The sequence below is a fragment of the Actinosynnema sp. NPDC020468 genome (assembly GCF_040642015.1).
In the GTDB taxonomy this organism is placed as follows: Bacteria; Actinomycetota; Actinomycetes; order Mycobacteriales; family Pseudonocardiaceae; genus Actinosynnema.
The window spans coordinates 34,063-56,135 of record NZ_JBFAEO010000047.1 but is presented as its reverse complement, the minus strand read 5'-3'; the positions used below and the strand labels follow the sequence as shown (position 1 = coordinate 56,135).

General features: G+C 71.3%; 22 protein-coding genes and 1 tRNA gene. 13 read left to right on the top strand and 10 right to left on the bottom strand.

The window, feature by feature from the left end; genetic code table 11:
- Positions 1-226: 226 nt before the first annotated feature.
- From AB0G50_RS28180 to AB0G50_RS28160, 5 genes are all read left to right on the top strand, one after another.
- Positions 227-1,108, top strand: coding sequence for a TIGR01777 family oxidoreductase (locus AB0G50_RS28180; protein ID WP_360114088.1), 882 nt, complete (start codon positions 227-229; stop codon positions 1,106-1,108).
- 46 nt (positions 1,109-1,154) lie between these two features.
- Positions 1,155-1,754 carry a phosphatase PAP2 family protein gene (locus AB0G50_RS28175; RefSeq protein WP_360114085.1) on the top strand — a complete coding sequence of 200 codons (600 nt, stop codon included), beginning with the start codon at positions 1,155-1,157 and terminating at the stop codon, positions 1,752-1,754.
- A complete protein-coding gene (gene lipB, locus AB0G50_RS28170; protein WP_360114082.1) occupies positions 1,741-2,484 on the top strand; it encodes a lipoyl(octanoyl) transferase LipB in 744 nt (247 codons plus the stop codon). The genes AB0G50_RS28175 and lipB overlap by 14 nt, the downstream gene beginning before the upstream one ends.
- 61 nt (positions 2,485-2,545) lie before the next feature.
- On the top strand, positions 2,546-3,502 hold the full coding sequence (locus AB0G50_RS28165) for a serine hydrolase (RefSeq protein ID WP_360114079.1): 957 nt from the start codon (positions 2,546-2,548) through the stop codon (positions 3,500-3,502).
- Between the two features lies 1 nt (position 3,503).
- Complete coding sequence (locus AB0G50_RS28160) at positions 3,504-3,980, top strand: helix-turn-helix domain-containing protein (protein WP_360114076.1); 477 nt, start codon at positions 3,504-3,506, stop codon at positions 3,978-3,980.
- Here the strand turns inward: AB0G50_RS28160 and AB0G50_RS28155 are convergent.
- The 3 genes from AB0G50_RS28155 to AB0G50_RS28145 are packed head-to-tail and all read right to left on the bottom strand — an operon-like array spanning position 3,965 to position 6,519.
- A complete protein-coding gene (locus AB0G50_RS28155) occupies positions 3,965-4,900 on the bottom strand; it encodes an LLM class F420-dependent oxidoreductase (protein WP_360114073.1) in 936 nt (311 codons plus the stop codon). The genes AB0G50_RS28160 and AB0G50_RS28155 overlap by 16 nt on opposite strands.
- A 10-nt stretch (positions 4,901-4,910) precedes the next feature.
- Positions 4,911-5,867, bottom strand: coding sequence for an LLM class F420-dependent oxidoreductase (locus tag AB0G50_RS28150; RefSeq protein ID WP_360114070.1), 957 nt, complete (start codon positions 5,865-5,867; stop codon positions 4,911-4,913).
- Positions 5,868-5,877: 10 nt separating this feature from the next.
- The gene (locus AB0G50_RS28145) at positions 5,878-6,519 is read right to left on the bottom strand and encodes a TetR/AcrR family transcriptional regulator (protein WP_360114129.1); all 642 of its coding nucleotides are present in this window, start codon (positions 6,517-6,519) and stop codon (positions 5,878-5,880) included.
- A 131-nt stretch (positions 6,520-6,650) separates the two neighbouring features.
- Here AB0G50_RS28145 and AB0G50_RS28140 point away from each other — a divergent pair, with 131 nt between their 5' ends.
- From AB0G50_RS28140 to lipA, 3 genes are read left to right on the top strand one after another with little or no spacing between them, the layout of a single operon-like run.
- Complete coding sequence (locus tag AB0G50_RS28140) at positions 6,651-7,100, top strand: hypothetical protein (RefSeq protein WP_360114067.1); 450 nt, start codon at positions 6,651-6,653, stop codon at positions 7,098-7,100.
- A gap of 18 nt (positions 7,101-7,118) precedes the next feature.
- A complete protein-coding gene (locus AB0G50_RS28135; RefSeq protein WP_360114064.1) occupies positions 7,119-8,042 on the top strand; it encodes an oxidoreductase in 924 nt (307 codons plus the stop codon).
- 14 nt (positions 8,043-8,056) lie between these two features.
- Positions 8,057-9,058 carry a lipoyl synthase gene (gene lipA, locus AB0G50_RS28130; protein ID WP_360114061.1) on the top strand — a complete coding sequence of 334 codons (1,002 nt, stop codon included), beginning with the start codon at positions 8,057-8,059 and terminating at the stop codon, positions 9,056-9,058.
- A 54-nt stretch (positions 9,059-9,112) separates the two neighbouring features.
- On the opposite strand, the gene AB0G50_RS28125 is transcribed toward lipA, so the two are convergent.
- Together AB0G50_RS28125 and AB0G50_RS28120 are read right to left on the bottom strand one after the other, a co-directional pair.
- Positions 9,113-9,403 (bottom strand): hypothetical protein, encoded by a 291-nt coding sequence (locus AB0G50_RS28125; protein ID WP_360114058.1) that lies wholly within the window; start codon positions 9,401-9,403, stop codon positions 9,113-9,115.
- Positions 9,404-9,475: 72 nt separating this feature from the next.
- Complete coding sequence (locus AB0G50_RS28120) at positions 9,476-9,649, bottom strand: hypothetical protein (protein WP_360114055.1); 174 nt, start codon at positions 9,647-9,649, stop codon at positions 9,476-9,478.
- Positions 9,650-10,574: 925 nt separating this feature from the next.
- Between AB0G50_RS28120 and AB0G50_RS28115 the strand changes: the two genes are divergently transcribed.
- Together AB0G50_RS28115 and AB0G50_RS28110 are read left to right on the top strand one after the other, a co-directional pair.
- Positions 10,575-10,760, top strand: a complete 186-nt coding sequence (locus AB0G50_RS28115) for a hypothetical protein (RefSeq protein WP_360114052.1) — start codon at positions 10,575-10,577, stop codon at positions 10,758-10,760.
- 191 nt (positions 10,761-10,951) lie between these two features.
- Complete coding sequence (locus tag AB0G50_RS28110) at positions 10,952-14,449, top strand: M28 family peptidase (RefSeq protein WP_360114049.1); 3,498 nt, start codon at positions 10,952-10,954, stop codon at positions 14,447-14,449.
- Between the two features lie 103 nt (positions 14,450-14,552).
- On the opposite strand, the gene AB0G50_RS28105 is transcribed toward AB0G50_RS28110, so the two are convergent.
- A complete protein-coding gene (locus tag AB0G50_RS28105; RefSeq protein WP_360114046.1) occupies positions 14,553-14,723 on the bottom strand; it encodes a hypothetical protein in 171 nt (56 codons plus the stop codon).
- 11 nt (positions 14,724-14,734) lie between these two features.
- Positions 14,735-15,055, bottom strand: coding sequence for a hypothetical protein (locus AB0G50_RS28100; protein ID WP_360114043.1), 321 nt, complete (start codon positions 15,053-15,055; stop codon positions 14,735-14,737).
- Between the two features lie 821 nt (positions 15,056-15,876).
- Between AB0G50_RS28100 and AB0G50_RS28095 the strand changes: the two genes are divergently transcribed.
- Together AB0G50_RS28095 and AB0G50_RS28090 are read left to right on the top strand one after the other, a co-directional pair.
- Positions 15,877-16,683, top strand: a complete 807-nt coding sequence (locus tag AB0G50_RS28095) for a hypothetical protein (RefSeq protein ID WP_360114040.1) — start codon at positions 15,877-15,879, stop codon at positions 16,681-16,683.
- Between the two features lie 128 nt (positions 16,684-16,811).
- Positions 16,812-17,774 (top strand): hypothetical protein, encoded by a 963-nt coding sequence (locus tag AB0G50_RS28090; protein WP_360114037.1) that lies wholly within the window; start codon positions 16,812-16,814, stop codon positions 17,772-17,774.
- A 55-nt stretch (positions 17,775-17,829) separates the two neighbouring features.
- Here the strand turns inward: AB0G50_RS28090 and AB0G50_RS28085 are convergent.
- The 3 genes from AB0G50_RS28085 to AB0G50_RS28075 form a co-directional block, all read right to left on the bottom strand.
- A tRNA-Val gene (locus AB0G50_RS28085) sits at positions 17,830-17,904 on the bottom strand.
- Positions 17,905-17,938: 34 nt separating this feature from the next.
- Positions 17,939-18,400 (bottom strand): peroxiredoxin, encoded by a 462-nt coding sequence (locus AB0G50_RS28080; RefSeq protein ID WP_360114034.1) that lies wholly within the window; start codon positions 18,398-18,400, stop codon positions 17,939-17,941.
- A 75-nt stretch (positions 18,401-18,475) separates the two neighbouring features.
- Positions 18,476-18,910: a DUF3052 domain-containing protein gene (locus AB0G50_RS28075; protein WP_360114031.1), complete on the bottom strand. Its 435-nt coding sequence runs from the start codon at positions 18,908-18,910 to the stop codon at positions 18,476-18,478.
- A 295-nt stretch (positions 18,911-19,205) separates the two neighbouring features.
- On the opposite strand from AB0G50_RS28075, the gene aceE reads away from it, so the two are divergent.
- Entirely contained in the window at positions 19,206-21,965 is a 2,760-nt protein-coding gene (gene aceE, locus AB0G50_RS28070; RefSeq protein ID WP_360114028.1) for a pyruvate dehydrogenase (acetyl-transferring), homodimeric type, read from the top strand.
- Positions 21,966-22,073 lie beyond the last annotated feature (108 nt).

Genomic DNA, 22,073 nt, shown 5'->3' with positions numbered 1-22,073 from the left:
CGGGCCTCGAGTCCAGTGCCCGAGCGGGCGTCGAGCGCCCCCCGCGGCCGCCCGTACCGCCACCCCGATCGCCCGGTCCGCCTCGACCTCCGGCCGCGACACCGCCGACCAGGGCGGATACCCGTCGGCGCGGGCGATCTCCAGGGCCGACCGGACCGGTGCCCAGTGGCGTTGCCGACACGGTCGCCGCTGTGCAACAGGGCCCGCCCTGCGAGACGATCACCGCATGCGCGTAGTGGTGGCCGGCTCGTCCGGTCTCATCGGGACCAGCCTCGTCGCCGCCTTGCGCGGCGCGGAGCACGAGGTGGTGCGCCTGGTGCGCAGGCGGCCCCAGGCGCCGGACGAGCGCGGGTGGGACCCGCCCGCCGGGCGGATCGACGACGGCACGCTCGACGGCGTCGACGCGGTGGTGAACCTGTGCGGCGCCGGTGTCGGGGACAAGCGGTGGAACCACGCGCGCAAGCAGGTGTTGCTGGACAGCCGGATCGCGCCCACCGAGGTGCTCGCGGCGGCGGTCGCGGCGAACGGGGTGTCGACGCTGGTCAACGCGAGCGCCGTCGGCTACTACGGCGACACCGGTGACGACGTGGTGGACGAGACCGCGCCCAGCGGCAGCGGGTTCCTGGCCGACATGGTGCGCCAGTGGGAGGCGGCGACGGCCGCGGCGGGCGGTCGGGTCGTGCTGCTGCGCACCGGGTTGGTGATCAGTCCGGCGGGCGGGCTGTTCGGCAGGCTCAAGCCGCTGTTCCGGTTCGGGCTCGGCGGCAGGCTGGGCGACGGCCGCCAGTACATGCCGTGGATCTCGCTGGACGACGCGGTCGGCGCGATCGTGTTCGCGCTGGAGCACCCGGCCGTCGAGGGCCCGGTCAACCTCACCGCGCCCGCGCCGGTGACCAACGCCGAGTTCACCCGCACGGTCGGGAGCGCGCTGCACCGGCCGACGCCGTGGGTCGTACCGGGCTTCGCGCTCAAGCTCGCGTTCGGCGAGATCGCCGAGGAGGGCATCCTCGTCGGTCAGCGCGCGGTGCCGAAGGTGTTGGAGCGCAACGGTTTCCACTTCCTGTACCCGGCACTGGGCGCGGCGGTCCAAGCCGCCGTGCGCGGGTGATCGGCACGGTGGTCCACCCGCCGGCGCCCGGCCCGGCCGCCGGTCGATGATCGCGACCGCGGTCGGGCTGCTGCTGGCGCTCACCTCGGTGGCGCTGGGCCTGGCCGTCCGCGACGACGTGCCGGGCGTGGACCGCGTGCTGCGCGACGCCGCGTCCGGGCTGCCGGCCTGGATCACCGACGCCGCCGCCGCGGTCAGCCTCGTGCTGAGCCCGGCACTGGCCACGATCGCGCTGGCGAGCCTCGCCGCCCGGGCCCTCCTGGCGCGGGACCCGCTGCTGTTCCGGGCCGCGGTCGTGTTCGGGCTCTGCTGGTCCACGCTGCTCGCCCGGCACGCCTACCTGCGCGTCCGCCCGATCGAGTTCCCCCTGCCGAGCTACCCGAGCGGTCACGTCACGGCGGTCGCCTCGGTCGCCGTCACGGCCGTGCTGCTGACCGGCCGCCTGGCCCGCCGGCACCTGGTCGCCGCGGTCGTCCTGGGCGCCGTCGCGGTGGTCGTCACGGCCGCCGCCCGGGTCGCGCTGCGGTTCCACTGGTTCACCGACACGGTGGGCGCGGTGCTCGGCGTGGTGGGCGTCGGTCTGGTCGCGGGCCACGCCCTCGGGCTGCTCCCGCGGGGCGTAGGGTCGAGCCGTGAGCAGCACTGACCTCTCCTGCCGCACCTCGTCGGACCCGATCGAGGTGCGCGAGCTGGGCACCGTCGACTACCTGGCCGCGTGGGAGCTCCAACGCGAACTCGCGCAGGCGCGCGCGGACGGCCTCGCCGGCGACACCATGCTCCTGCTCGAGCACCTGTCGGTGTACACGTGCGGTCGGCGCACCGAGGACGACGAACGCCCGAAGGGCGGCGACATCCCGGTGATCGACGTCGACCGCGGCGGCAAGATCACCTGGCACGGTCCGGGCCAGCTGGTGGGCTACCCGATCGTGGGGCTGGCCGAGCCGCTGGACGTGGTCCAGTACGTGCGCCGGCTGGAGCAGGCGCTGATCCACGTGTGCGACCAGCTCGGCGTGCGCACGGGTCGGGTCGAGGGCCGCAGCGGCGTGTGGATCCCGGCCGACGACCGGGGCGTGGAGCGCAAGGTCGCGGCGATCGGCATCCGCGTGCAGCGCGGCGTGACGATGCACGGCTTCGAGATCAACTGCAACGCCTCGCTCGACGCGTTCGGCGCGATCATCCCGTGCGGCATCCGGGACGCGGGCGTGGCGTCGCTGTCGCACGAGCTGGACCGGGACGTGACGGTGGCCGAGGTGCTGCCGATGGCGCGGCGCGCGGTGGTCGACGCGCTGAACGGCGACCTGCCGTTGACCGATCGCACGCTGGTGCGTGAACAACCGGTCGCCCCGGGTGTCACTTTCGCGGTGCGCACGAGCTGACACGGTGCGTCACCCCCTCTAGTGTTCCGTAATTACGGAATCGACAGAGGGGAGATTCGTCGTGCTCCTGACCCGACGACACCTGCTCTCCGCCACCGGCGTCGCGGCCGGCGCGCTCCTGCTGCCCGCGACACCGGCGACGGCCCGGACCGCGCCCGAAGACTGGTCCGGTTGGTTACGCGAGAACCGCGACCGGGTGGCCGCGGTGCTGGACGACGGTCGGGGCGGCCGGTTCGCCCACCACCCCGAGGTGCCGCGGCCGTTGACCACGGGGGTCGTGCACCTGGCCGCGTACGCGCACGCCGTCGAGGCGGGCCGGGTCACGCCCGACGACCCGCTGAGGGTCGGCGACTGGGAGCGGTACCGACTCGGGCCGGACGGCGGCGCCCACCTGCGGGCGCTGGCCCACCTGGGCCTGCGCTGCACCGACGGCCGGGTCGCCGACGACCCGCGGGCCGCGGTCACCCTGGGCGACCTGGTCGCGGTGACGACCCGGTTCGGCGACGACGCGGCGGCGGACTGCCTGCGGGACCGGCTCGGCGAGGCGGCGCTGCGCGCGGCGGCGGCCCGGCACGGCTGGCCGGCCGCGCCGACGACGTCCGCGCTGGGCGACGCGCTGCGCGTGGTGCTGGGCCGTCGGGTGGCCGACGAGGACTACCTGCGCGACCCGCGACTGCGGCTGGAGGCCCTCGGCGGGTTGCCGGACGCGACCTGGACGGGCCGCGCGCGGACCGGCACGGCGGCCGGTCTGCACCGCCTGCACCGGAGTCTCGCCGCGACCACCGCGGCACGCGCGCACCTGGCCGACCACCAGGGTCTGCGGGCCCGCGTGACGGCGGACGTGCTCACGATCGAGGGCGTGGTGCGGCACGAGGACGGCACCCTCGCCTCGGCCGCGGTGCTCGCGCACGGTGTCGACGCGGAGTGGGCCGCGCGGGCGGAGAGCCTGGTCGGGCTGGTGTCGCGGACCCTGCTGGAGCCCGGCACGCCGAGCTCGTCCGGGGTCGACCTCTCGTAGGATGGCAGCGGTGGACCTGGTGCAACGACTTGTCGAACTGGAGCAGCGGGTGGCCGCCCTGGAGGGTGGCGCCGAGGCGACACCCGAGGTCGAGGACGGCGGCGGCGCGCTCGGCTACGACGGGCAGGTCCTGCTGGGCGGCGGCGAGGTGCGCCGGCGGATCGACGTGACGGCGGAACGCGCGCTGGGTCTCGCCGACCGGCCCCGGATCGAGGTGCTGGCCGCGCTCGCCCACCCCGCCCGGGTCGACATCGTGCGCTGCCTGCTGGCGGGCGGCGCGCAACCGGCTGCCACGCTCCAGGAGGCCGCGGGCCTCGGGTCCACCGGACGGCTCTACCACCACCTGAAGGCGCTCACCGGGTCCGGCGTGGTGGAGCAGGACAAGCGCGGGAGCTACCGGCTGCGCGTCGACGCGGCCATCCCCGTGCTCGTCCTGCTCACCGCCGCCTCGGACGTGGCGGGTCAGCTGCGCAGCTGAGGCGCGACCTCGGCGGCCACCAGGTCGACGTGGTCCAGGTCGGACAGGTCCAGCACCTGGAGGTACACCCGCTCGACGCCGGTCGCCGCGCGCCACTCGCCGAGCCGCTGCACGACCTCGGCGGGCGTGCCCGCCAGCCCGTTCTGCTTCAGCTCCTCGACCTCGCGGCCGATCGCCGCGGCCCGGCGCGCCACCTCGGCGTCGTCCCGGCCGACGGCCGCCACGAGCGCGACCGACCGGGTGATGTCGGCCGGGTCGCGCCCGATCTCCCGCGCCGCGGCGTCGACCCGGTCGAACTGCGCGGCCGCGACGTCGACGGGCACGAACGGCAGGTTGAACTCGGTGGCGAAGCGCGCGGCCAGCGCCGGGGTCCGCTTCTTGCCGCCACCGCCGACCACGACCGGGATCCGGTCCTGGGCGGGCTTGGGCAGCGCGGGCGAGTCGGTCAGCGTGTAGTGCTTGCCGCTGAACGAGTAGCGCTCGCCGACCGGCGTGGCCCACAGGCTGGTGATGATCTCCAGCTGCTCCTCGTACTTGTCGAACCGCTCGGCGAGCGGGGGGAACTCCAGGCCGTAGGCGAGGTGCTCCTGCTCGTACCAGCCCGAGCCGAGGCCGAACTCGACCCGTCCGCCGGACATCCGGTCCACCTGCGCGACGCTGATCGCGAGCGGGCCGGGGTGCCGGAACGTGGCGGCGGTGACCAGGGTGCCGAGCCGGATGGTGGACGTGTCCCGGGCCAGGCCGGCGAGGGTGATCCAGGCGTCGGTCGGACCGGGCAGGCCGCTGGCCGACCCCATCGCGAGGTAGTGGTCCGACCGGAAGAACGCGCCGTAGCCCGCGGCCTCGGCGGCACGTGCCACCGCGAGCAGGTCGTCGTAGGAGGCCCCCTGCTGGGGCTCGGTGAAGATGCGGAGTTCCACGGGGTGCACGCTAATCGGCGGTCGCCCCGGTCCGCGATCCGACCTGCGGGAACACCTCGGAGGCGAGCAGCTCGACGTGGTCGAGGTCGTTCTGGTCGTTGAAGCTCAGGTACACCCGGCCGACGCCGAGTTCGGCCCACTCGCCGAGCCGGTCCACGACCTGGCCGGGCGTGCCGCGCAACTGCTCCACGTTCAGCTGCCGCCCGATCTCCTCCTCCACGCCGGCCCGGCGGGCGACCTCGGCGTCGTCCCGGCCGACCACGACCCGCAGCGCGACCGAGTGGACCACCGTGCCGGGGTCGCGGCCGATCGCGCGCGCCGCGGCGTCGAACCGGTCGAACAGCTCCTTGGCCGCCTCGGGCGCCTGGAACGCGGTGTTGAACTCGTCGGCGAACCGGGCCGCGAGCGCGGGCGTCCTGGTCCGGCCGCGACCGCCGATCACGAGGGGCACCGACGCCTGGGCGGGCTTGGGCAGCGCGGGCGAGTCGGTCAGCGTGTAGTGCTTGCCGGCGAAGGAGAACGTCTCGCCCACCGGCGTGCCCCACAGCCCGGTGATGATCTCCAGCTGCTCCTCGAACCGGTCGAACCGCTCCCGCACGTCCGGGAACGGCAGGCCGAACGCGGTGTGCTCCTCCTCGTGCCACCCGGCGCCGAACCCGAAGTCCACGCGTCCACCGGACATCCGGTCGACCTGCGCCACGCTGATCGCGAGCGGACCGGGGTGCCGGAACGTCGCCGAGGTGACCAGGGTGCCGAGCCGGATGGTCGAGGTGTCCCTGGCGAGACCGGCGAGCGTGGTCCACGCGTCGCCGGGCGCGGACGGCGCGGTCTCGCCCGGTCCGATGCGGACGAGGTGGTCGGAGACGAACAGCGCGCCGTAGCCGGCGGCCTCGGCGGTGAGGGCGAACGCGGCGAGGGAGTCGTAGGTGTCCGCCAGTTGCGGCGCGACGAAGGCTCGGAAGTCCACCCCGTCGAAACTAGCGACGGCGCGACCGCGACCGGTGCTCGTCCCGCACGGCGGGAACCGGTTCGCGAACCCGAAGCCCCTCCACCACCCGGACGATCGTGCGCTCCACCTCGGCGCTGGCCTTGCGCGGCTCGGAGGAGGCGGCGATGGTGCTCGCGCCCGCCGACAGCGCGCCGAACAGCAGCCGCGTCATGGTCTCCACGGGCAGCTGCTCCAGCTCGCCGGACTCGACCAGCACGCCGATCGTGGTGCGCAGCAGGCCGTAGCTGAAGTGCTCCTCGGCCTCGCGCCAGCGCTCCCAGCCCATCACCACCGGCGCCTCGTGGATCACGATGCGCTGGTAGGAGGGCTCCAGGCAGACCCGGACGTAGGCGCGCAGGCCCGCGATGGCGGTGTCCCACGGGTCGCCGGGCGCGCTGACGATCTCGCCGAGCTTGCGCATGAACCCGTTCTCGACCGAGTCGAACGCGGCCTCGAACAGCGCCTGCTTGCCGCTGAAGTGGTGGTACAGCGCGCCTTTCGTGACCCGGGCGCGCTTGGTGACCTCGTCGAGCGACGTGCCGGCGTACCCGCGTTTGGTGAACAGCTCCACCGCGCTGTCCACGAGGGCCTGCCTCGTGGACTCGGAGTACTCGACGCGCCTCGACCGCACTGTCACCACGTTCACAACCGTACGACATACCGACGGTACGTACCCGTGGTATGTTCGCCCCATCGGCCATACCGACGGTATGCGAAAGACCTGGGGTATGACGCCGATCACCGACGTTGGGAGGCGTGATCATGAGTTGGACCGACTTCTACCGACGGCGTGACGCCCTGGACGCCGCGTTGCGCGCCGCGGCGCGGGACCCGGCCGCTCCCCTGGCGTGGGACCGGGAGGTGTTCGGGTCCCGCGACGAACTCGTGCAGGCCCTGCACCACCGGTGGACGCAGCAGCTCACCGGCCGCCTCGGGGTGGCGCTGGAGGACGAGGACGTCGACCGGGTCGACACCGTCACCCGGACCTGGCGCGCGCTCGCCGCCGAGCAGCCCGTGCTGCGGGCCGTGCTGGACGCGCACCTGCCGGCCGGCGGCGCCGCGGGCGAGCAGCGGATGCTGGCGCTGACCGCCGGGTTGGCCGAGCTGTCCGAGCCGGTCGCCGAGATCACCCGCGTCGGCGCCGCGTTCACCGCGCTGATCCGGGGCGACCTCCGGGCCGCCGCGCCGCGCGGACTCGCCAAGAGCGCCTGAGCGCGGTTGGCTGGACCCATGAAGTGGACCGAGGCCGACATCCCCGACCAGAGCGGGCGCACCGCGCTGGTCACCGGCGCGAACTCCGGGTTGGGCCTGCGCACGGCGCGGGTGCTCGCCGGGCGCGGCGCGCTGGTGCTGATGGGCTGCCGGTCCCCCGAGCGCGGCCGGGACGCGGTGCGCGACGTGCTCGCGTCCGGCGGCCGGGCGGAGTTGGTCGCACTCGACCTGGCCGACCTGTCCTCGGTGCGCGCCGCGGCCGAGGCGGTCCGCGAGCGCACCGGCGACGCCGTGGACCTGTTGATCAACAACGCGGGCGTGATGGCCGTGCCGCCCGGCCTCACCGCCGACGGCTTCGAGCGGCAGTTCGGCACCAACCACCTCGGGCACGCCGCCCTGACCTGGCTGCTGATGCCCGCGCTGCGCGGGCGTCCGGGCGCGCGGGTCGTCACCGTGTCCAGCCTGGCCCACCGGTCCGGCGCGCTCGACCTCGCCGACCCGAACTCCACCACGCGGCCCTACAGCTCCTGGGGCGCGTACGGCCAATCCAAGCTGGCGAACCTGCTGTTCGCGCGCGAGCTCGACCGGCGGCTGCGCGCGGCCGGCGCGGACGTGACGTCCGTCGCCGCCCACCCCGGTCTGACGAACACCGAGCTGAGCGCGAACATGGCCCGCGCCCACCGCAGCCGGTTCCTCGACGTCGGCTCGAAGGTCGTCGGGTTGATCTCCCAGTCCGTGGAACGGGGTACGTTGCCGCAGCTCTACGCGGCGACCGCGGCGGAGGTCCGTCCCGGCGCCTACTACGGCCCCGACGGCTTCCGCGAGGTGCGGGGCGGACCGGCGCCCGCGAGTTCCTCGAAGGCGTCCCGCGACGAGTCGGCCGCGCGAGCGCTGTGGGACCTGACCGCCGAGCTCACGGGCATCACACCGGACCCCGCGTGACGTAGGGTGAATCGGTGACCGTCGTACCTGAGGGTCGGAAGCTGCTGCGGCTCGAAGTCCGCAACAGTCAAACGCCCATCGAGAAGAAGCCCTCGTGGATCAAGACCAAGGCCAAGATGGGCCCCGAGTACCGGGAGCTCAAAGGCCTGGTCAAGCGCGAGGGTCTGCACACGGTGTGCGAAGAGGCCGGGTGCCCCAACATCTACGAGTGTTGGGAGGACCGCGAGGCCACCTTCCTGATCGGTGGCGAGCAGTGCACCAGGCGCTGCGACTTCTGCCAGATCGACACGGGCAAGCCCGCCGACCTGGACCGCGACGAACCCCGCCGGGTGGCCGAGTCCGTGCAGGCCATGGGTCTGCGCTACTCGACCGTGACGGGCGTGGCGCGTGACGACCTGGAGGACGGCGGCGCGTGGCTCTACGCCGAGACCGTCCTGCGGATCCACGAGCTGAACCCGGGCACCGGCGTCGAGCTGCTGATCCCCGACTTCAACGCGGTGCCCGAGCAGCTGGCCGAGGTGTTCGCCTCCCGGCCCGAGGTGCTCGCGCACAACCTGGAGACCGTGCCGCGGATCTTCAAGCGCATCCGGCCGGCGTTCCGCTACGAGCGGTCGCTGGAGGTGATCACCAGGGCGCGCGAGGCGGGCCTGGTGACCAAGTCGAACCTGATACTCGGCATGGGCGAAACCCCGGACGAGGTCACCGAGGCGCTGCGCGACCTGCACGAGGCGGGCTGCGAGATCATCACGATCACCCAGTACCTGCGCCCGTCGCCCCGGCACCACCCGGTCGAGCGCTGGGTCAAGCCCGAGGAGTTCGTGACGCACAAGGAGACCGCCGAGGAGATCGGCTTCTCCGGCGTCATGGCCGGGCCGCTGGTCCGCTCGTCCTATCGCGCGGGCCGGCTGTACGCCCAGGCCGTGCAGAAGCGCGGCGACGTGCTGCCGGAGAACCTGCACCACCTGCTCCAGGCGGGCAGCGCGGCCCAGGAGATCACCTCTCTGCTGTCCCGCTAGCCACCCGCTCCACCGCGACGCCGCTCCCGCCGCCCGCGGGAGCGGCGTTTTGCGCTAGTCGGCGTCCTCGCGCCGCAGGAGGGCGCCGGCGACCACGACCAGGGCGCCGAACCCGGCGACGGGCGCGGCCCACGTGAGGCGTTCGGCGCGCAGCCGGGAGCAGATGGCGGGCAGCCCGGCGCCCTGCGCCTGCGCGTCCACCGGGTCGTAGCCGAGGCCCAGGCCGTTGCCGCAGGAGAAGTCGAACCCGAGCGGCGTGCCGGTGTGCAGCGGGAGCAGCACGATCAGCAGCCCGGCCACCAGGAACGCCACCCCGACGACCGCTGCCACGAGCCTGGGCGTCATGGCGTCAAACTACGGCGTGCGCCCGCTCCCGCACAGTCCCGCGCCGCCACCGGAGTCGGCGGTTCCCCGCCGTCAGGACCGGCCCGCGGCCCGGCGCGCTTCCTCCCGCTTGGACTCGTCGACCACCTCGGCGGCGCCGTCCACACCCCACAGCTCCAGAAGGCTGGAGACGGCGTCCGCAATACCCGCGTACCGGTCGTTCGGCAGATCGGGAGGAAGCTCGATCCGCAACTCGGGACGGCCCATGCGTGTCATCATCACGTCTTAGCGGCATCGGCACAATCACTCGATCGAGCACTTTTGCACGCAGTTTCACGAGCGCGGAAACAAGCAACCGAATTCACCCGGGCAGGACCGTGGGAGCCTGGTCACAGCACCCGAACTCCGCTTGACAAACACCCCGCGCACCGCACCCCGAGGAACTCCCACACCGGCCAGACGTGGGCAGACGTCACGAATCCCCCAGGTCGCCGGCCGACCGGCGACCGCCTGCCGAATACCGCCGCAACGATCGGGAGGCAAATCGTTCGACTTACCGGCATAAAGTCCGCCCCCGTTCATCGACCCTCCCCGCCGGGCCGCGGACACAACACGGACCGCCCCTAAAATTCCATTGGTCACCGGTCGAATAACAGCCTGAAAAGCAGCTCGTCCCGATCACCGCGAGAGCGCGCCCACAGCCCGGACCAGGCTCCCACCGGCGATGATCGGACTTCGCGGACCCGGCCCGTCGGTACTCGGAATCGCGATACCCGGTCGCCGTCCACCGGTCGGCCACCCATTCCGCAGATCGCGGGAATCACCCGATCGCTTTCCGCACCAGTGCGGACTCCGATCACCGACCACACCGCCGCGCGAGCCGGTGCCGACCGTCCCCGAACCGCCGCCGGGCACCACCGGCGACCAGTCCGACGTGGACCGTCCGAACCGGACATTCGAGACTCAACGGACGCTTGGCGCGGCACACCCGAAGCGGTTCCGCACTTCGGGCGCACGCGCGGGCGGGCGCGGGAGCCCTCCGACCAGGGCGGCTTGACCCACGGCTCACCCCATACACGGATATTATGGACTGTTTGGGATTCCCCAGATGCGCGGCAGCCGCCCATAGTGACTCCCACGCTGGTCGGCCGACCCGCGGGACGAGACCCCTGCCGCTGAAGGACACCTCGCCATGACCCAGCGCTTCCTGCTGCGCGCTGCGTGCGTCCGCGTTCCCGCCGCCGTCCCCCGGCGGCGGGCCGACAGCGCCACCGGCGCGGTGCCGCCGACGAGCGCCCTGCGCCGCGGCGGACCCGTGCGCCCGTCACCGCAAGTCGTGCCACCCGTCACCGGCGACCGCTGGCGCGTCGTCGTGTGACCCCCTGAACGCCCGAGGTGAGCCGCGCATCCGTCGTGCGATGAGCGGCTCGCCCCGCGTGCGTCGTCCACCGGGCGGACCCTGCCAACGGCTGCCCACCGGACGACGAGTTCGACGGCAACCCGCGTTCCCCCTGCGTCAACCGGGACGCGCGGCGCGCCGCACCATCCCTGCATTGCGAGGAGTAGTAGATGAAGCGCAGATCGTTGACGGCCGGGCTCGCCCTGGCCGTCTTCGCCTCAACGGCGCTGGCCTCGGCCACCGCCCCGGCGCAAGCGGTCGAACAGCCCCAACCGTCGGCGCAGGACCGGCAGGCCTCGGCCGTCGCCGCCGCCGACCGCGCCGTGAGCAGCGGTCTCGACTCGCTCGCCGCGAGCCCGAGCGAGACCTACACGCGCGACCAGGTCATCCCGTTCGTGAACGACCTCTACTCGGTCAGCTACCAGCGCTCCTACCGCGGCCTGCCGGTCGTGGGCGGCGACGCGACCGTCATGTCCGACGGCCAGGGCCGGGTCAAGGCCGTGATGGCCGCGACCAAGACCAAGGTGTCGCTGGGCTCCACCAGCCCCAAGGTCGCGAAGGCCGACGCGGAGAAGGCGTCCCGCGCGCTCCAGGGCAAGACCGACAAGGTCGAGTCGAGCCGGCTGGTCGTCAAGGTGGTCAACGACGCGCCGAAGCTGGCGTGGGAGCACCTGCTCGTCGGCACCAAGAAGGACGGTGGCCCGAGCCACCTCAACGTCTGGGTGGACGCCGAGAACGGCGCCGTCCTGGACAAGGTCGAGGACGCCGCGCACGGCACCGTCAACGGTGAGTGGAACGGCAACGTCTCCATCGACACCACGAACTCGGGCGGCACCTACAAGCTGGTCGACCCGAACCGCCCCGGCCTCCAGTGTTCGGACTACAGCACCGGCACGGTGTTCTCGAAGTCCACGGACACCTGGGGCAACGGCTCGGAGACGAGCAAGGAGACCGGCTGCGGCGAGGTGATGTACGCCGCCCAGCAGGAGTGGAACATGCTCCGCGACTGGATGGGTCGCACCGGCCACAACGGCTCCGGTCGCAGCTGGCCCGCCAAGGTCGGCCTGAACGAGCAGAACGCGTACTGGGACGGCTCCACGATCACGATCGGCAAGAACTCGGCCGGTAAGTGGATCGCGTCGATGGACGTCGTCGGCCACGAGTACGGCCACGGCCTCGACCAGAACACCCCCGGCGGCACGTCCAGCGAGGCGGGTCTGGGCGAGGGCACCGGTGACATCTTCGGCGCCCTGACCGAGGCCTACGCGAACAACGCGAAGGACACCCCGGACTACCTCGTCGGCGAGACGATCAACCTCGTCGGCAGCGGCCCGATCCGCAACATGTACAACCCGTCGGCGGTCAACGGCGACCCGAACTGCTACAGCTCCTCGATCCCCAACACCGAGGTGCACGCGGCGGCCGGCCCGTTGAACCACTGGTTCTACCTGCTGGCCGAGGGCTCGAACCCCGGCGGCGGCAAGCCCAGCAGCTCGACCTGCAACAGCAGCACCGTCACCGGCGTCGGCATCAAGGACGCGGGCAAGGTCTTCTACGGCGCCATGCTGCTCAAGACCAGCGGCATGACCTACAAGAAGTACCGCGTCGCGACGCTGACCGCGGCCAAGACGCTGGACGCCACGTGCAACCTGTACAACCGCACGAAGGCCGCGTGGGACGCCGTCTCGCTGCCCACGCAGTCCGGTGAGCCCACCAGCTGCACCCCGAGCGGCAACAACGACTTCTCGCTGTCGCTGAACCCGGCCTCGGGCTCCATCGCCAAGGGCGCCTCGGGCACCTTCTCCGTCGGCACCCAGGTCACCAGCGGCAACGCGCAGACCGTGGCGCTGTCGGCCTCGGGTCAGCCCTCGGGCGTGACCGTGAGCTTCAACCCGTCCTCGGTCCAGGCGGGCGCGAGCTCGACCGCGACCGTCTCGGTCGGCTCGTCGGTCGCCGACGGCACCTACTCCATCACCGTCTCCGGTGCGGGATCCGTCAGCCACACGGCGACGTACTCCCTGACCGTCGGCGGCGGTGGCCCCGGCCCGGTCGACCCGCCGAACATCGACGTGGCGGCCGTGCAGGCGCACCTCACGCAGCTGAACACGATCGCCACCAACGCGGGCGGCAACCGTCGCGCGGGCAGCACCGGCTACACCAACTCGGTGGCCTACATCAAGGGCAAGCTCCAGGCCGCGGGCTTCACCGTCGCGGAGCAGAGCTGCTCGAGCTGCACCTACGTGTCGAACAACCTGATCGCCGACTGGCCCGGTGGCGACACCGCGCAGACGATCATGTTCGGCTCGCACCTGGACAGCGTCGCGGCCGGCCCCGGCATCAACGACAACGGCTCCGGCTCGGCCACGCTGCTGGAGAACGCCCTCCAGCTGGCCGCCAAGAACCCGACGATGCTCAAGCACGTCCGGTTCGCCTGGTGGACCGACGAGGAGCAGGGCCTCAACGGGTCGAAGTACTACGTCAGCCAGCTGAGCTCGACCGCCCGGTCGCAGATCAAGGCGTACTACAACTTCGACATGGTGGCCTCCAAGAACGGCGGCTACTTCATCAACAACATCACCACCGCCGCCGCGGCGCCGCTCAAGGCCTACTGGGACACGCTGAACCTGGCGCCCCAGGAGAACGTCGAGGGCGCGGGCCGCTCGGACGACTACTCCTTCCAGAACGCCGGCATCCCGTCCTCGGGCTACGCCACCGGCGCCTCGGCGCGCAAGACCAGCGCCGAGGCCCAGAAGTGGGGCGGCACGGCCAACGCGGCGTACGACTCCTGCTACCACAGCGCGTGCGACACGACCTCGAACATCAACGCCACGGCTCTCGACCGCAGCGCTGACGGTGTCGCGTACACGATCTGGAAGCAGGCCGTCGGCACGTCCACCCCGACGAACGACTTCGCCGTCACGGTCAACCCGACCTCGGGTTCGGTCCAGCCGGGCGCCTCGACCACGGTCACGGTCAACACCCAGACCACCGCGGGCTCGGCGCAGAACGTGACGCTGTCGGCCACCGGCGCGCCCTCGGGCGTCACGGTGAGCTTCAACCCGTCGTCGGTGCAGACCGGCAACTCCTCCACCGCGACGATCACGGCGAGCTCCTCCACCGCGCAGGGCACCTACACCATCACCCTCTCGGGTGTCGGCACGGCGACCCGCTCGGCGACCTACCGCCTGACCGTCGGCACCGGCAACCCGGGCAACTGCACCTCCTCGGACCTGATCCGCAACGGCGGGTTCGAGAGCGGCACCACCCCGTGGACCACGACCTCGGGCGTCGTCGACGCCCAGGCCGCGGAGCCGGCGCACAGCGGCTCGTACAAGGCGTGGCTGAACGGCTGGGGCTCGGCCCACACCGACAGCGCCGCCCAGTCGGTCACCATCCCGGCGGGCTGCACCAACTCGGTGCTGACCTACTGGCTGCACATCGACACGAACGAGACCGAGAGCGTCGCCTACGACACGCTGACCGTGACGGTCGGCAGCAGCACCGTGGGCAGCTACTCGAACACGGACGCCAACAGCGGCTACTCGCAGGTGACCGTGAACGTCGGCCAGTTCGCGGGCCAGACCGTGACGCTGAAGTTCAACGGCGTCGAGGACGCGAGCCTTCAGACGAGCTTCGTCATCGACGACGTGGCCCTGACGACGGCGTGACAACTCCCTGACCGACGATCCGCCGGTCACCGACGGGGGTGGGTGTCTTCGGACACCCACCCCCGTTCTGCTGTTCCAGGGGGTGCGTTTCAGCCCCGCGCCACTACTCCTCGTCCCCGTCGGGCGCACCGCCCGCCTCGGCGCCGGTCATCGACTCCACGATGACGAAGTCCGCGTCCTCGTCCGCGCCGCTCGTGCTCCGGCGCGTCGGCGGCAGGTGGTAGGTCCCGAGCCCGCGTCCGCGGACGGACGACCTGGGCGACATCCCGCGCATGGCCCGCCCTCCTAGTGAGCGCCGTCGCGCTGGATGCGCGCGACCTGGTGGAGGTGGTTCGACTCGACCTCGGCCAGGACGGCGTCGAGCACGGGGTCGCGGCCCTCGAGCGAACGCCGGTGGGCGGCGACCCGCGCCACGGCGTCCATGGCGGACACCGCGACCTCCGTCGCGATCGCGACGCACACCTGCTGGGCCAAACCCCCCGAGGCCTGGTCGCGCAGCAGCGCGTGCAGGCGGCGCCCCTCGGCGGACAGCAGGAGGCCGCCGTGGGTGCGCATGAGCTGAGAGGTGTCTGCCTGCGCCAACAGGCGCTGAAGCTCCCCGGACACTGGATAGCTCCTCGTTGCTGGTCAGCCGCTGGGTTCGGGCTGTTCACCGTTGAATGATCCGGTCGACTTGTCGCAGACTTGTCACACCGGGAGAACTCCCGCGACCGGGTGAGGTACGGCCGTTGGTCTACCGCTGTCGAACTTCACGGGCCGCCCCTGCGGACCGGACCCGCCGCCCGCGTCGACCACGCCGGCCCACCCGCACCCGGGTTCGGGAAACCTCCGACGACCGATATCCGCACCGGATCGGGAATCGAATACCCGCCGAATCGCGGGGCAGACTCCCGGCGACTGCCGTACCGCGCGCCAGAGGCACCCGGACGAGAGCGATAGCCGGACCCTATGCGGCCGATCCGACCCGGTGATGGACGCCCGCCAGAGGTTTCGATTCCCCACCGCCACATCGGCCACCACCGGACCTCGAATCGTCCCCCGACGGACCGCGGAATTCCCGGTGAATTCCGTAGCGGATCTTCGGGTCGTCGCACCCTAGGTACCTTCCGGCAGCCCGTCAACCCCTGATCACACCGTGGCCGTATTCCATCCGGTGCGGCCCGGAAGAGCAGCCGGAAGACGGTATTGACACTCTCCCGCAGTGGCCGAAAGATCTGTCTCACTCATGTCACATCCGCCGATGTGGAGCGAAAGTGCCCAGCTCAGAGCACCAGCAGCAGAGGCCCGCCGAGCGAGCGGCGTCCAGCTACCTCAGGTGGCTGCTCCGGCAGCCGGACCGCCCCTACCGGAAGCGGTGGCTCCGGAAAATCCGGAGAACCCGTCAGACGGTACCGCTGTACGACGAGACGGTGCTCCGGACGGAGGCCGTGGCCGAGGTTCTGGACGCCTACATGTACGAAAACGGGCAGTTCAACGACAACCAGGCCGACCAGTACGAACAACGCGGCCCCGAGGACCGCCCGATCTACGTCAAGCAGACGAACCGGGCCCTCACCGGAAAGCTCACGGAAAAGGTCCTGGAAAACTTCGTGAGAGCGTTCGAGATCACCGAACCGGACGCCCGCGAACTGTGGTCGATCTGGCACGGCGAAAAGCACTCGCTGGTCGTCGTCGGCACCTTGGAACGACGCGCCGACCTCCCCGCGCACGGCCACGAGACGGTGTCCGTCGACGAGGACCACCACATCGGCGCGAACGGCTTCCCGGCCCGGCACGAAGTCCGCCAGACGATTCGCGCGGTGGGCGCCGAACTGGCCGGCTTCCCCTACTTCTTCGACACGAACGCGGTCGACGTGCGGCTCGTCAGCGGCGGCACCCAGGGCGAGATGACCCGGCACAGCGAACACCTCTGGCGGGTCATGTTCACCTTCGGCAAGCCGGTCGCGCTGGGCGCGACGAAGTTCTTCCACTACACCCAGAACTTCAATTACACCGAACCGCCGGACCCGGACTACCGCCGATGCATCTACAATCGATACAACGGCTGGAACGTGCGGGTGCACTTCCACCCCGACCGGCTCCCCGGCACGGTGTGGTGGGCGGAGTGGGAGAACGACCGCCCGGACAGCCCGATCAAGTACCGGGAACCCGTCGAACTGGATGACGGACTGGCCGCCCACCGCTCGCTGCTGTCGATCGAACGCGCGGTCGCGGGTTTCGTCTGGGATTGGTAACCACGCTCCGCGACATTGGTCTGGGCCAAGAGAGGGAGTCGATGCGGGAACCGGCCTAGTGGCGGTTCCCTCGTGTGCCTGGGCGTGGCAGACTACCGGCGCCGTGCCACGCCTGCTGGAGGACTGCCATGCCTGGTACAGACCCGGCCGGAGCAGACGTCGCGGCGGCATTTCTCCGCGAACTGCTCGATCGGCGGGGACGCTACCGGGAACGGTGGGTGCGCCAGGTCACGAAATCACGTGACGGGGAGATCAGCCAGGCCGCGGTGGCCCGCGTGATCGTCGACTACGTGGGATTGCGCGGTGATGCCATCGCCGATTACCGCAAACTGCGCAGCCGGGTGCACCGGGCCCTTTCCGGCACCAGTCTCACCGCCGAGACGCTCGGTTTGTTCGTGGGCGCCTTCTCGATGTCCGAACGGGACACCCGGGATTTGTGGGCGAAGTTCGCGGGCGCCGCCGTCGACAACGTGGAGGTGCTCCGCACGCTCGCCCCTCCCCCACCGGAGGCGGTCGGTCTCCGGGCCTCGCAGTTCGAAGTGCTGTCCTCCCGCGAGGAGCACTTCATCGACCCGCACGGGCAGCCCGAGCGGCACGAGACCGTCCAGCGGCTGCGCGCGCTCGCGGACGACCTGGGCCGATTCCCGGTCCAGTTCGACACCCCGCACATCCTGGTGCTCGACGCCAGCACGGACGCCTCCGACCTGTACCACAGCACGACCGGCAGCTACGGCTTCGACCTCATCTTCGACTCGCCGCTGCGCCGACTGGACGAGATCACCATCCGGTACTCGGTGAAACTCGACTACACCGCGCCCCAGTCGGATTTCCGGCGCATCGCGGTCCGCCCGATGAGCAACATGTCGATCGCCATCCACTTCAGCCGCGAATGCCTGCCGGCCGAGGTGTGGTGGGCGAGTTGGCGCGACCCGTTCCCGGAAAGCGAACCGATGACCAGGGAACCGGTCCAGGTCGACCGCGGCCGGGTCAGCAAGAAGTTGTCCTTCGCCGCCTCCAGCAGCATCGTGGGGTTCTGCTGGGCGTGGGACGACACCCCGCGAAAACAGCGGCTCACCGCACAGGCCGTGTGAGCGCCCGCGCACCGTTTCCGGGCACGGCGGACAACACGGCGGGACGGACGAGGAGTGGTGGGCGCGGCAGGGTTCGAACCTGCGACCGCTCGGGTGTAAGCCGAGTGCTCTTCCGCTGAGCTACACGCCCGGACGGCACCGGGAGACCGGTGCCGGTGAAGCTATCAGGACAGGGCGGCGACGGCCTTCTTCCAGGCCTCCTGGTCGCGCGCCTCGCCGGGTGCGTTCACCTCGGCGTAGCGCACGACGCCCTCCTTGTCGATCAGGAAGGTGCCGCGGTTGGCGAGCCCCGCCGCCTCGTTGAACACGCCGTACTCCGACGCGACCGCGCCGTGCGGCCAGAAGTCGGACAGCAGCGGGAACTGGTAGCCCTGCTGCTCGGCCCACGCCTTCAGGCTGAACGGCGTGTCCACCGACACCCCGAGCACCTGCACGCCGTCGGCCTCGTACGTGGCCAGCTCGTCCCGCACCTGGCACAGCTCGCCGGTGCAGATGCCGCTGAACGCGAACGGGTAGAACACCAGCAGCACGTGGCGCTCGCCGCGGAACGACGACAACGCCACCGGCTGCTTGTTGTAGTCGTTCAGCGTGAAGTCCGGAGCCTGCGAACCGACCTCGACAGCCATTACCTCAGCCCTTCGGCGCACGATGGAAGACGGGCTCCGGTGAGGAGCCCGCCATCGAGCCTAGGGCATCGAAGATCAGCGCTGCTTGCTCCGGGCCGACTTCGGCGAGACCAGCCGGGTGGCCGACCAGTCCGCGCTGATGTTGATCGAGGAGGTCTGGGCCAGGCCGGCCGTCGACGCGGCCTCCGCGGTCTCGGACGGCTCGACGTACCCCTCACGTCCGGTCTTCGGCGTCAGGATCCAGATCACGCCGTCCTCGGCCAGCGGGGTCGTGGCGTTGATCAGGGCGTCGACCAGGTCGCCGTCGTCCTCGCGCCACCAGAGCAGGACCACTTCCACGACGTCGTCGGCGTCTTCGTCGAGGAGATCGGTGCCGATCCGCTCCTCGACCGCCGCACGCAGGTCGTCGTCGACGTCCTCGTCCCAGCCGATCTCTTGGACAACGTTGCCCGGTTCGATCCCGAGCCTGTCGGCGACACCGACCTTGCCGGCGTCTTCCGCGGCGACCACGGCTTCCACTCCTCCAAGTACACGAGAGCGGCAGCCGGGTACGACTGCCGCGCGGATGTCACTACCAGTCGCGGCTAGCGAACACTGTCACACGTCCCACGCGCAACCGTAAGGGCCAAGACACGCCGCATCGGGTACCCCCGGATGCGCGAAGCCGAGGGCATGAGGCAGGCTGGACACACCTCCTATTCGCGCGCGCGAGAAAGACGGTCTGGAACTACTCACCGGTAGCGGTGACGGGATCGGGTCGCTCGGGCAACGATGGGATCAGAGAACCCCGGAACGAGGAGATCCCTTGGCCCCGCAGAACCCCGGCGCCACGCCCGAGCGGGTGCGCGTCATCCGCGACGGACTGGCCGCCCACCTCCCGGACATCGACCCGGAGGAGACCGCGGAGTGGCTGGAGTCGTTCGACGCCGCGCTCAAGGGCGGCGGGCAGCAGCGCGCCCGCTACCTGATGCTGCGGCTGCTCGAGCGCGCGCGGGAGAGCCACGTCGGGGTTCCTGCCCTGACCAGCACGGACTACGTCAACACCATCCCCACCGAGCGCGAGCCGTGGTTCCCCGGCGACGAGGAGGTGGAGCGCCGCTACCGGGCCTGGATCCGGTGGAACGCGGCGATCACGGTGCACCGGGCGCAGCGCCCCGGTGTGGGTGTCGGTGGTCACATCTCGACCTACGCGTCCTCCGCGAGCCTCTACGAGGTGGGTTTCAACCACTTCTTCCGCGGCAAGGACCACCCCGGCGGCGGTGACCACGTGTTCATCCAGGGTCACGCCTCGCCGGGCGTCTACGCCCGGGCGTTCCTGGAGGGCCGGCTCTCGGCCGAGCAGCTCGACGGCTTCCGCCAGGAGTACTCGCACGCCGGTCCGGGCGGCGGCCTGCCGTCGTACCCGCACCCGCGGCTGATGCCGGACTTCTGGGAGTTCCCCACCGTGTCCATGGGCCTCGGCCCGATGAACGCGATCTACCAGGCCCGGTTCAACCGGTACCTGCGCGACCGCGGCATCAAGGACACCTCCGACCAGCACGTGTGGGCCTTCCTCGGCGACGGCGAGATGGACGAGCCCGAGTCGCGCGGTCTGCTCCAGATCGCGGCCAACGAGCAGCTGGACAACCTCACCTTCGTGGTGAACTGCAACCTCCAGCGCCTCGACGGCCCGGTCCGCGGCAACGGCAAGATCATCCAGGAGCTGGAGTCGTTCTTCCGCGGCGCCGGCTGGAACGTCATCAAGGTCATCTGGGGCCGCGAGTGGGACTCGCTGCTGCACGCCGACCGCGACGGCGCGCTGGTGAACCTGATGAACACCACGCCCGACGGCGACTACCAGACCTACAAGGCCAACGACGGCGCCTACGTCAAGGAGCACTTCTTCGGCCGCGACCCGCGGACCAAGGAGCTCGTGGCGCCGCTGACCGACGACGAGGTGTGGAACCTCAAGCGCGGCGGCCACGACTACCGCAAGGTCTACGCGGCGTACAAGGCGGCGGTCGAGCACGTCGGCCAGCCGACGGTGATCCTCGCCAAGACCATCAAGGGCTACGGCCTCGGCCCGCACTTCGCGGCCCGCAACGCCACGCACCAGATGAAGAAGATGACCCTGGAGGACCTGAAGCTCTTCCGGGACAGCCTGCGGATCCCGATCGAGGACAAGGACCTCGACCCGTACCTGCCGCCGTACTACCACCCCGGCGAGGACTCCCCGGAGATCCGCTACCTCCAGGAGCGCCGTCGCCAGCTCGGCGGTTACGTACCGGAGCGGCGGACCAGGGGCAAGGCGCTGACGCTGCCCGGCGACAAGGTCTACGAGGTCGTGCGCAAGGGCTCGGGCAAGCAGGAGGTCGCCACCACGATGGCGTTCGTCCGGCTGGTCCGCGACCTGGCCAAGGACCCGGAGATCGGCGGCCGCATCGTGCCGATCATCCCGGACGAGGCGCGCACGTTCGGCATGGACTCGATGTTCCCGGCGCAGAAGATCTACAACCCGAACGGCCAGCTGTACACGTCGGTCGACGCCCAGTTGATGCTGGCCTACAAAGAGTCCGAGCAGGGCCAGATCCTGCACGAGGGCATCAACGAAGCCGGCTCCACCTCGTCGTTCACCGCCGCCGGCACGTCGTACGCCACGCACGGCGAGCCGATGATCCCGATCTACATCTTCTACTCGATGTTCGGGTTCCAGCGGACCGGCGACGGCCTGTGGGCGGCGGCGGACCAGATGGCGCGCGGCTTCGTGCTGGGCGCCACGGCGGGTCGCACCACGCTGACCGGCGAGGGCCTCCAGCACGCGGACGGGCACTCGCTGCTGCTCGCGCACACCAACCCGGCCGTCGTGTCCTACGACCCGGGCTGGGGCTTCGAGGTCGCGCACGTGGTGCGGGACGGCCTGCGCCGGATGTACGGCGAGGCGCCGGAGAACGTCTTCTACTACATCACCGTCTACAACGAGCCCTACCAGCAGCCGGCCGAGCCCGCCGACCTCGACGTGGACGGCCTGCTCAAGGGCCTGTACCGGTACCAGGTCGCGCCGGGCCAGACCGGGCCGCGGGTCCAGCTGCTCGGGTCGGGCGTCGCGCTGCCGTGGGCGATCAAGGCCCAGCAGCTGCTCGCCGACGAGTGGGGCGTGCAGGCCGACGTGTGGTCCGCGACGTCGTACTCCGAGCTGCGCCGCGAGGCCGTCGAGGTCGACCGGCACAACCTGCTGCACCCCGACCAGGAGCCGCGCGTGCCGTACGTGACGCGGGTGCTGGCCGAGGCGGCCGGTCCGGTGGTCGCGGTGTCCGACTGGACCTCCGCGGTGCCGGACCTGATCCGCCCGTACGTGCCGACGGACATGACCACGCTGGGCACCGACGGGTTCGGCTTCTCCGACACCCGCCCGGCGGCGCGCAGGCACTTCCTGGTCGACGCCGAGTCGGTCGTCGTGGCGACGCTGGCGGCGCTGGCCAAGCGCGGCGAGGTCGAGCAGAAGCTGGTGGTCGAGGCGGCGCAGAAGTACCGCATCGACGACGTGACGGCCGCGGGTCCGTCGACGTCGGACCCCGGCGTGGCGTAGGCGTCATCCGATCGAGGGGCGGGCTGCCACGTGGCGGCCCGCCCTTCGTTCGTTCGGTCGCGCCGGATGTGACCCACCCCATAGACTCCGGGCCGGCCCACAGGTCCA